The organism is Streptomyces sp. BR123 (assembly GCF_013401435.1).
Lineage (GTDB): Bacteria > Actinomycetota > Actinomycetes > Streptomycetales > Streptomycetaceae > Streptomyces.
Window position 1 is genome coordinate 1 of sequence record NZ_JACBGN010000292.1, and the last position, 8,884, is coordinate 8,884.

Sequence of the window (8,884 nt, forward strand, 5' to 3'; positions counted from 1 at the left end):
GCCCCCACCGCCATCCGCCAGGACCGCTCGCCGCGCCGCCAGGCCAGGGCGAGCGCCACCCACACCGCCGCGACCACCGCGGCACCGACCGGGCGGGTCAGCCCCGCCCCCGCCGCGAGCAGTCCGGCCGCCGGCCACCGGCCGCGCAGGGCCGCGTACAGCGCCCAGGCGGCCAGCGCCGTGAACAGCGACTCGCTGTACGCCATGGACTGCACGATGCCGACGGGCAGCGCGGCCCAGATCCCCGCCGCGAACACCCCCGCCCGGCGCCCGTCGACACCGAGCTCCCGCCGGGCGCACACCAGGTCGGTGACCGCGAAGATCCCCCAGGCCGCGGCGAGCCCCGCCACCGCCGAGACCACCAGGCCCGCCGAGCCGTACCCCAGCCCCGTCACCGCCGAGACCGGCCGCTCCAGCCAGGGCAGCAGCGGGAAGAACGCCAGGTTCGAGTGGACGGCCCCGCCCGGCAGGACCACCTCGTAGCCGTACCCCTCGGCGGCGATGCGGGCGTACCAGAGGGAATCCCAGCGCGCGGACAGCAGCGTGTGCGGGCTGCTGCCCGCCGCCGCCCCCCACGCCGCCAGCACGCCCAGCCCGAGCAGCCGGACCGCCGCGAAGACGGCCAGAGCGGGCGCGGCCCGGCGAAAAGCATGATCTTTCACAGGCATGATTATCGGTGGCGCCCCCGGCCGCCCGCGGGGCAGAACCACGTGCCGTGACCGGGCGTGTACGCGGAGGAAGGGTGAGGAGGGGTCGGGTGGGGCGAGTGGCGTACACCACACCGCGGCCGCCGCCGCGATGAGAGCTTGACCACGTGCCGCACAAGCGGACTCGCGTACGCTGACCGTTCACTCGCATGTCGATGCCGGACCCCGTAGGACGCCGCCCCGTGCACACCACGGCGGCTCCGCCGAGACGCTGGTCCGCCGAGTGCGAGCGATTCATCTGGGAGGTACATGCATGTCGGGGACCAACGCGGCCGACCGCAGGACCGCCGACAGCAGACACACCCCCGGCGGCGCCGCCGACCGCGCGCCCCTCGGGGCGCGGCTGCGCGCGGCATCCGGCGGGACCAACCGCTGGGTCGTCCTCGCGGTCCTGTGCGTCAGCCTGGTCCTCGTCGCGCTCGACGCGACGATCCTGCACGTCGCCGTCCCCTCCGTCACCGAGGACCTGCGCCCCGGCTCCGTGGAGCTCCTGTGGATCGTCGACGCGTACCCGCTGGTGTGCGCCGCGCTGCTGATCCTCTTCGGCACCCTCGGCGACCGGATCGGACGCCGCCGGATACTCCTGTTCGGCTACACCCTCTTCGGCGCGGCCTCCGCCCTCGCCGCCTTCGCCGACCACGCCCAGGTCCTCATCGTCGCCCGCGCCCTGCTCGGCGTCGGCGGCGCGATGATCATGCCGGCCACCCTGTCGATCCTGCGCCAGGTCTTTCCCGACCGCCGCGAGCGGGCCCTGGCCATCGGCATCTGGACCGCCGTCGCCGCGATCGGCGCGGCCAGCGGCCCGGTCCTCGGCGGCTTCCTCATCGAGCACTTCTGGTGGGGCTCGGTCTTCCTGATCAACATCCCGCTCATGGCCCTGATCCTGCCGCTCGGGCGCTGGCTGCTGCCCGAGTCCAAGGGCGCCGCCGACGGGCCGTGGGACGTGGTCGGCGCGCTGATGGCCGCGGGCGGTGTGCTCGGCGTGGTCCTCGGGGTCAAGCGGCTCGGTGCCGAGCGACGGCTCCTCGACGCCGAATCGCTGCTGCCGCTGCTTCTCGGCGTGGTCCTGCTCGTCCTGTTCACCCGCCGGCAGAAGCGCCGTGCGCACCCGCTGATCGACATGCGGATGTTCGCGCGCGCCGCCTTCTCCACCTCCGTCGGCTGCATCGTGCTCGCCATGCTGGCCCTGGTCGGCCTGGAGCTCCTCGCCGTCCAGTACCTCCAGCTCGTGCTCGAACTGAGCCCCCTGGAGACCGGGCTGCGCCTGCTGCCGCTGACCTTCGCGGCCATGGCCGCCGGGGCCACCGGCTCGTACACCCTGGCCCGGATCGGGCCGCGCACGATGGTGTCGCTGGGCTTCGTGCTCACCGCCTTCGCCGTGCTGCTGCTGACGCTCATGGGAGAGCACGACCGGCCCGTCCTGCTCACCGTCGGGTTCGTCCTGCTCGGCTTCGGGCTCCAGACCACCCTCTTCGCCGCGTACGAGTCGATGCTGAGCGAGGCGCCCGCGGAGACGGCGGGCGGGGCGGCCTCCATAGGCGAGACCTCGTACCAGCTGGGCGCGGGCATGGGCATCGCCCTGCTCGGCAGCGTCATGAACGCCGCCTACGCGCCGGGGCTGCTGGACGTGCCCGGCGTGTCGCCCGAGGACGCCAAGGGCGCCGCGAACTCCCTCGGCGAGGCCTACCAGATCGCCGGACAGCTGGGCGGCGCCGCGGGAGAGTCGCTGGTCGACGCGGCACGCCACTCGTTCGTACAGGGCCTGCACCTCACGCTGGCGGTCAGCGCCGCCCTGCTGCTCGCGGGGGCCGTGATGGCGCTGAAGCTGCCGCGGGTCATGGAATGCACCGACGCCCGCGACGACGCCGGCGCCGCAGACGACGACGCCGGTACCGACGGCGCCGCGAAGACGGACCCGCCCGCGGAGCCGGGCGCCGGGCCCGCCGGCCGTCCCGCCCGGACCGCGGCCGCACCGGCGGGCGAGAGCCCGCGGATCCCCGGCCCGGCGCGTACCGGCCGTGACGCCTTCGCCGGCCCGGCCGGGGGTGGACCGGGAGCGGCGGCGAGGTCAAACTTGCACCGCTAGGTTTACCCTCTGGCCCGCCGGGAGGCCCCGTGTCCTTCGTACCCACCGATCCGCTCGGGCTCGACGAGCTCCTCAGCCCCGAGGACCTCGCCATCCGCGACACCGTCCGCGGCTGGGCCGCCGACCGCGTCCTCCCGCACATCGCCGAGTGGTACGAGACCGGCGAGCTGCCGGTGATCCGCGAGCTGGCCCGCGAGCTCGGCTCCCTCGGGGCCCTCGGCATGTCCCTGCAGGGGTACGGCTGCGCCGGCGCCACCGCCGTGCAGTACGGGCTCGCCTGCCTGGAGCTGGAGGCCGCCGACTCCGGGATCCGCTCGCTGGTCTCCGTCCAGGGCTCCCTCGCCATGTACGCGATCTGGAAGTACGGCTCGGAGGAGCAGAAGCAGCGCTGGCTCCCCGGCATGGCGGCCGGCGAGCTGATCGGCTGCTTCGGGCTGACCGAACCCGACATCGGCTCCGACCCCGCGGCCATGCGCACGTACGCCAAGCGCGACGGCTCCGACTGGATCCTGAACGGCCGCAAGATGTGGATCACCAACGGGTCCGTGGCTGCGGTGGCGGTGGTCTGGGCGCAGACCGACGAGGGGATCCGCGGCTTCGCCGTGCCCGCCGACTCGGTGGGCTTCTCGGCGCCCGAGATCAAGCACAAGTGGTCGCTGCGCGCCTCGGTCACCAGCGAGCTGGTCATGGACGACGTACGGCTGCCCGCCGACGCGGTGCTGCCGGGGGTCACGGGGCTCAAGGGGCCGCTGGGCTGTCTCAGCCACGCGCGGTACGGGATCGTCTGGGGATCGATGGGCGCGGCGCGCGCCAGTTTCGAGGCCGCGCTCGACTACGCGCGGACGCGGGAGCAGTTCGGCCGGCCGATCGGCGGCTTCCAGCTCACCCAGGCCAAGCTCGCCGACATGGCGCTGGAGCTCCACAAGGGCATCCTGCTCGCCCACCACCTCGGCCGCCGTATGGACGCCGGAACCCTGCGGCCGGAACAGATCAGCTTCGGCAAGCTCAACAACGTCCGCGAGGCCATCGACATCTGCCGCACCGCGCGGACGATCCTCGGTGCCAACGGGATCTCGCTCGAGTACCCCGTCATGCGGCACGCCACCAACCTGGAGTCGGTGCTCACCTATGAGGGCACCGTGGAGATGCACCAGCTGGTGCTGGGCAAGGCGCTCACCGGGCTCGACGCCTTCCGGTGAGGCCCTGCCTCAGTTCTGGTTGAAGAAGTCGCGGGACCGGCCGCCGGACTCGCCGCTCACGATCTGGGTGTCGGCCGGGGTCAGCAGGAAGACCCTGGTTGCCACCCGTTCGATTGAACCGCGCAGGCCGAAGGTGAGGCCGGCCGCGAAGTCGACCACGCGCTTGGCGTCGGCCGGGTCCATCAGCGAGAGGTTCACGATCACCGGGACGCCCTCGCGGAACAGCTCGCCGATGGCGCGCGCGTCGCGGAAGCCGTCCGGCGTGACCGTGGCGATCCGGCGGCCCTGCTCGACGGCCGACTCCGACGCCACCCTCACCCGGGGGTCGGTGACCCACTGGTCGCCCGGTCCCGCGACGGAACCGTGCGGGGCTTCCGCGTAGTCGTCGTCGTAGTAGCGCTCGTCGTCGCTGTCCTCCACGAGACCCAGCCAAGCGCTCGCCTTGCGTACCGAACCCATGGACGCCTCCTCTCTCACCGCGGTCAGTCTGTTTCTCTCCGCTGTCGCTGTCCCTATGGTCGTCCATGATGCTGACAACGCGCCAAGTGGATAGCCGCCGCGCAGGGTTTTCGTGACGGTACTGGTGCAGAACATCCGTTGCACCGTCAGCATCGTGACCGGCCCGACTGCTGACTGAGTGAAAATACGACGAATGCCGCCGTCCGGGTGGGCGGCAGGGGCGGACGGGTGACCGGTCCGGCTCGGTACGATGCCCCTCTCGCAAGCGATTGACACTCGGGGGACCTGATTTGTTCGGCATTGTCAGACCGTGTGCGCACCGGCTCGGGGAGCGCTTCAAGACGGAGTGGACGGCCCATCTCTGCGGGCTCTGCCTGGCACTTCGCGGAGATCACGGACAGTTCGCCCGGATCGTGACCAACTACGACGGGCTGCTCATATCCGTCCTGACGGAGGCTCAGTCCGGTCCCGCCCCCGGCGCCCGCCGCACCGCCGGCCCCTGCCCGCTGCGCGGCATGCGCACGGCCGCCGTGGCCAACGGCGAGGGTGCGCGGCTCGCGGCCGCGGTCTCGCTCGTACTCGCCTCGGCGAAGGTGCGGGACCACGTGGCCGACCGGGACGGGCTGTTGGCCCGCGCCCCGATCGCTGCCGCCGCGCGCCGGGTGGCCCGCGGCTGGGACCGCGCGGGCGCCCGCACCGGCGCCTCGCTCGGCTTCGACACCGCGGTCCTCCTCGACGCCGTGGACCGGCAGACGGACATCGAGGCGCTGGCCGGCACGGGCACCCCGGTGCTCGTGGTGACCGAGCCCACGGAGACCGCGACGGCCGCCGCTTTCGCCCACACCGCTTCGCTGGCCGGACGCCCGGGCAACGCCGCCCCGCTCGCCGAGGCCGGACGGTACTTCGGCCGGCTCGCGCACCTGCTGGACGCCGTCGAGGACCAGGCCGCGGACGCCGAGAAGGGCGCCTGGAACCCCCTGACCGCGACCGGGACCCCGCTCGCCGAGGCCCGGCGGCTGTGCGACGACGCCCTCCACGGCATCCGGCTCGCCCTGCAGGAGGTCGAGTTCGTGGACGGCGGCCTGGCCCACCGGCTGCTGGTGCACGAGCTGCGGACCTCGGTGGACCGGGCCTTCGGCACCGGCTCCTGCCGCCACACGGCCGTGAACGCGGCCGGGCAGGGCGGCTTCGGAGCGCCGCCGCAGGGCTACGGCCCGCCCGGCGGCAACCCGTACGGGGGTCACGGCCCCCACGGCGGCAACCCGTACGGGGGGAACCCGCCCGGTGGGGGCCCTTACGGCGGCGGCCCGTACGGCGGCGGCCCGTACGGCGGGGGCCCGGGCGGCCCGGGCGGTCCCGGTATGCCGCCGCCCATGGGCCCGGGCGGTCCCGGTATGCCGCCGCAGAAGCCGCGGCGCGGGCTGCTCGCAGGCTGCGCGGTGGCCGTGGGGCTGTTCTGCACCTGCCAATTGTGCTGCACGGACCACGAGGGCCCGTGGTCCCGGAAGAAGCGGGACCCGTGGTGCGACGCCTGCGAGTGCTGCGACTGCAGCTGCTGCCGGAGCTGCAGCAGCAGCAGCGGCGGCGGCGGTGACGCCGGTGGTGGTGGCGGCTGCTGCGACTGCAACTGCGACTGCGGCTGCAGCTGACCCGTAAGAACCGCAAGAACCGGGAGACCGGGACGGCTGGAAGGGCCGGTACGGCCGGGAGGACGGGGAGGCTCGGCGAGCCGGGAGACCCGGTGGGCCGGGGAGACGGGAGAGGCGGGGAACGCCGGGGAGGCGGAGGCGGGCCGCGCGGTGCGGCGGGCCGCCGATCCGCCGTCAGGCGTCGTGCGTGCAGGCGGGTGCAGGCCCGGACGGCCTACAGCGCGGTTCCCGCCGGGGCCGGTGTGGAAGGGCTGAGCGGCATGAACGAAGTCGCAGACGCTCCCGCGACGGCCCGGCGGCGGGCGGACGGAGGCCGAAAGATGCCCTTGCCAGCCCGAGACCGGTGCCACGACACTCCCGACAGCGACTGTCCGGGAGGTTGTCAGGGGCACGACGAAAACCAGTGCGCCCGCCGTACCCCCGGCTGCGCCTCACGGGCCCCGGCTCCCCCACGTCCGCCGGGCCCCCGATCCCTCCCGGGAGGACGAGAAGTGAGGATCAAGAGCATCACCCGTACCCGTCTGCTGGCGGTGGCCGCCGGCCTGGCTGCCGTCGCCGGGCTCGCCGCCCCCACCGTCGCGAACGCCGACGACGGCTTCAGCGCGGCCCGGCTCGCCTCGGCCGGCGCCGCCGTCGAGCGCGCCGACGTCGCCGGAACCGCCTGGTACACCGACCCTGCCAACGGGACCCTGGTGGTCGCCGCCGACTCCACCGTCACCGCGGCGGACCTCGCCAGGATCCGCACGGAAGCCGGAGACGACGCCGCCGCCCTGCGCATCGAGCGCATCCCCGGCACCCTGAGCAAGCTGATCTCCGGCGGCGACGCGGTGTACGCGTCGAGCTGGCGCTGCTCGCTCGGCTTCAACGTGCGAAGCGGCAGCACCTACTACATGCTGACCGCCGGCCACTGCACCGACGGCGCGGGCACCTGGTGGACGAACTCCTCGCGCACCACGGCGATCGGCCCGACCGTGGGCTCCAGCTTCCCGAACAACGACTACGGCCTGGTCCGACACGACAACGCCTCCCTCGCCCGCCCCGGAACCGTCGGCAGCCAGGACATCACCAGCGCCGTCAACGCCACCGTCGGCATGTCCGTGACCCGGCGCGGTTCCACCACCGGCACCCACAGCGGGTCCGTGACCGGCCTCAACGCCACCGTGAACTACGGCGGCGGCGACATCGTCTACGGCATGATCCGCACCAACGTCTGCGCCGAACCGGGCGACAGCGGCGGCCCGCTCTACTCCGGCACCCGTGCCGTCGGCCTCACCTCCGGTGGCAGCGGCAACTGCACCACGGGCGGGACGACCTTCTTCCAGCCGGTCGTCGAGGCCCTGAACGCCTACGGGGTCAGCGTCTACTGACGCCTGCCGCGGCCCTGACGGAAGCCGCTCGCACCGGACTCGACCATGAGCCCCCGCCCGAACTGAAGACTTCCGGGCGGGGGCTCGGCCTCTGCGGAACACGGGGCCGTCGTGAGCGACGTGCGACCCGGCCGGGAAGGCTCCGGCCCCTCCCTGGAGCAGCGGCGCATCCGGCGCATCCGGCGCAACCCCTGGCCGTTCACCGCCGAGGTGGACGGGCGGCCGGCCTTCGCGGCCTTCGGGCGGGCGCAGGCCCGGGCGGGAGAGGGCCGGGAGCACCCTCACGGACCGAGCCGGTGCCGGGCGGACCGTCGTGCGGCGTGGGTGGGGCGGCGGGGCGAAGGTCTTCTTTCGGAACCGGGGTGGCGGATTGCGGCCGTTGTGCCGCTCTGTGACGGATGGTTAGCGTCGGGGCGCATTGCCGGTCGCCGTGTCGTCCTCAACCAGGAGTGTCCGTGAAGCCGTCCCGCTCTGCCCTGCTGTCCCTCGGCGCCGCTCTGGCGCTGGCCGCCACGGCCGCCGTCCCGGCCGCCCAGGCCGCCCCGGCCCCGGTCGCTGACGGCGGCGGGGCCGTCGTCAGCGCGTGGTACGACACCACCGTGCAGACCGTCGCCGCCGCGGGGGCGCCGACCCAGATCACCAACAGTCGCACCTGGGCGATCAGCTGGCTCGCCGCCGCCCGGGCCGCCCGGGAGGCCCCCGCCGGCCGCGACCGGGCCGCCTTCCAGGACGCCGCGGTCGCCTCCGCCGTCCACGACGCCCTGGTCTCCCTCGCCCCCGCCCACGCTCCCCGGCTCGACGCCGCCCTCGCCGCCACCCTCGACCGGATCCCCGACGGCCCCGCCGAATCCCGGGGCGTCGCCGCCGGGGCCCGCCAGGCGCGGGCCGCGCTCGCCGAGCGCGAGGGCGACGGACTCGACCCGGAGTCCGTGAACGCCTCCTTCGCCGTGCCGTCCGCCGCGCCCGGAGCGTGGCAGCCGACACCCGACGGGTACGCCCCCGCCGTCCAGTACGGCAACCGTGTCGCGAAGCCCTTCCTGCTGGACTCCCCGTCCCAGTACCGGCTCGGCCCGCCGCCCGCGCTCGACTCCCGGCGCTACCGGGCCGACCTGGCCGAGGTGCGGGCCTACGGGAAGGCCGACAGCACCGTGCGCACCCCGCGCCAGACCGAGACCGCCGAGTTCTGGTACGGCTCCTCGCTGACCCTCTACACCGAGCCGCTGCGGGTGGCCGTGACCCGCTCGCACCGCTCGGCCGCCGGCCGGGCGGAGCTGGTCGCCCTCTACCACGCCGCCCTGGTCGACACGCAGATCGCCACCTCCGACAGCAAGTACGCCCACACCCGCTGGCGCCCCGTCACCGCGATCCGGACCGGCTCCATCGCCCCCGACCCGGCCTGGACCCCGCTGCACCAGAC

6 protein-coding genes and 1 pseudogene are annotated in these 8,884 nt (G+C 74.2%); 5 read left to right on the forward strand and 2 right to left on the reverse strand.

What is annotated here, in order from left to right; all coding sequences use genetic code 11:
- A pseudogene (locus HYE82_RS30140) lies at positions 1 to 662 on the reverse strand (hypothetical protein); the annotation flags it as partial.
- 298 nt (positions 663 to 960) lie between these two features.
- On the opposite strand from HYE82_RS30140, the gene HYE82_RS30145 reads away from it, so the two are divergent.
- Positions 961 to 2,793 (forward strand): MFS transporter, encoded by a 1,833-nt coding sequence (locus HYE82_RS30145; protein ID WP_179177363.1) that lies wholly within the window; start codon positions 961 to 963, stop codon positions 2,791 to 2,793.
- Positions 2,794 to 2,822: 29 nt separating this feature from the next.
- Positions 2,823 to 3,992, forward strand: a complete 1,170-nt coding sequence (locus HYE82_RS30150; RefSeq protein ID WP_179177364.1) for an acyl-CoA dehydrogenase family protein — start codon at positions 2,823 to 2,825, stop codon at positions 3,990 to 3,992.
- Between the two features lie 9 nt (positions 3,993 to 4,001).
- On the opposite strand, the gene HYE82_RS30155 is transcribed toward HYE82_RS30150, so the two are convergent.
- Complete coding sequence (locus HYE82_RS30155; protein WP_179177365.1) at positions 4,002 to 4,451, reverse strand: cell division protein SepF; 450 nt, start codon at positions 4,449 to 4,451, stop codon at positions 4,002 to 4,004.
- Between the two features lie 290 nt (positions 4,452 to 4,741).
- Between HYE82_RS30155 and HYE82_RS30160 the strand changes: the two genes are divergently transcribed.
- The 3 genes from HYE82_RS30160 to HYE82_RS30170 form a co-directional block, all read left to right on the forward strand.
- Positions 4,742 to 6,100 (forward strand): DUF5685 family protein, encoded by a 1,359-nt coding sequence (locus tag HYE82_RS30160; RefSeq protein ID WP_179177366.1) that lies wholly within the window; start codon positions 4,742 to 4,744, stop codon positions 6,098 to 6,100.
- A gap of 491 nt (positions 6,101 to 6,591) precedes the next feature.
- Positions 6,592 to 7,467 (forward strand): S1 family peptidase, encoded by an 876-nt coding sequence (locus tag HYE82_RS30165; RefSeq protein ID WP_179177367.1) that lies wholly within the window; start codon positions 6,592 to 6,594, stop codon positions 7,465 to 7,467.
- Between the two features lie 455 nt (positions 7,468 to 7,922).
- Positions 7,923 to 8,884 (forward strand): vanadium-dependent haloperoxidase (locus tag HYE82_RS30170; protein WP_179177368.1); only part of this gene is annotated, 962 nt, incomplete at its 3' end.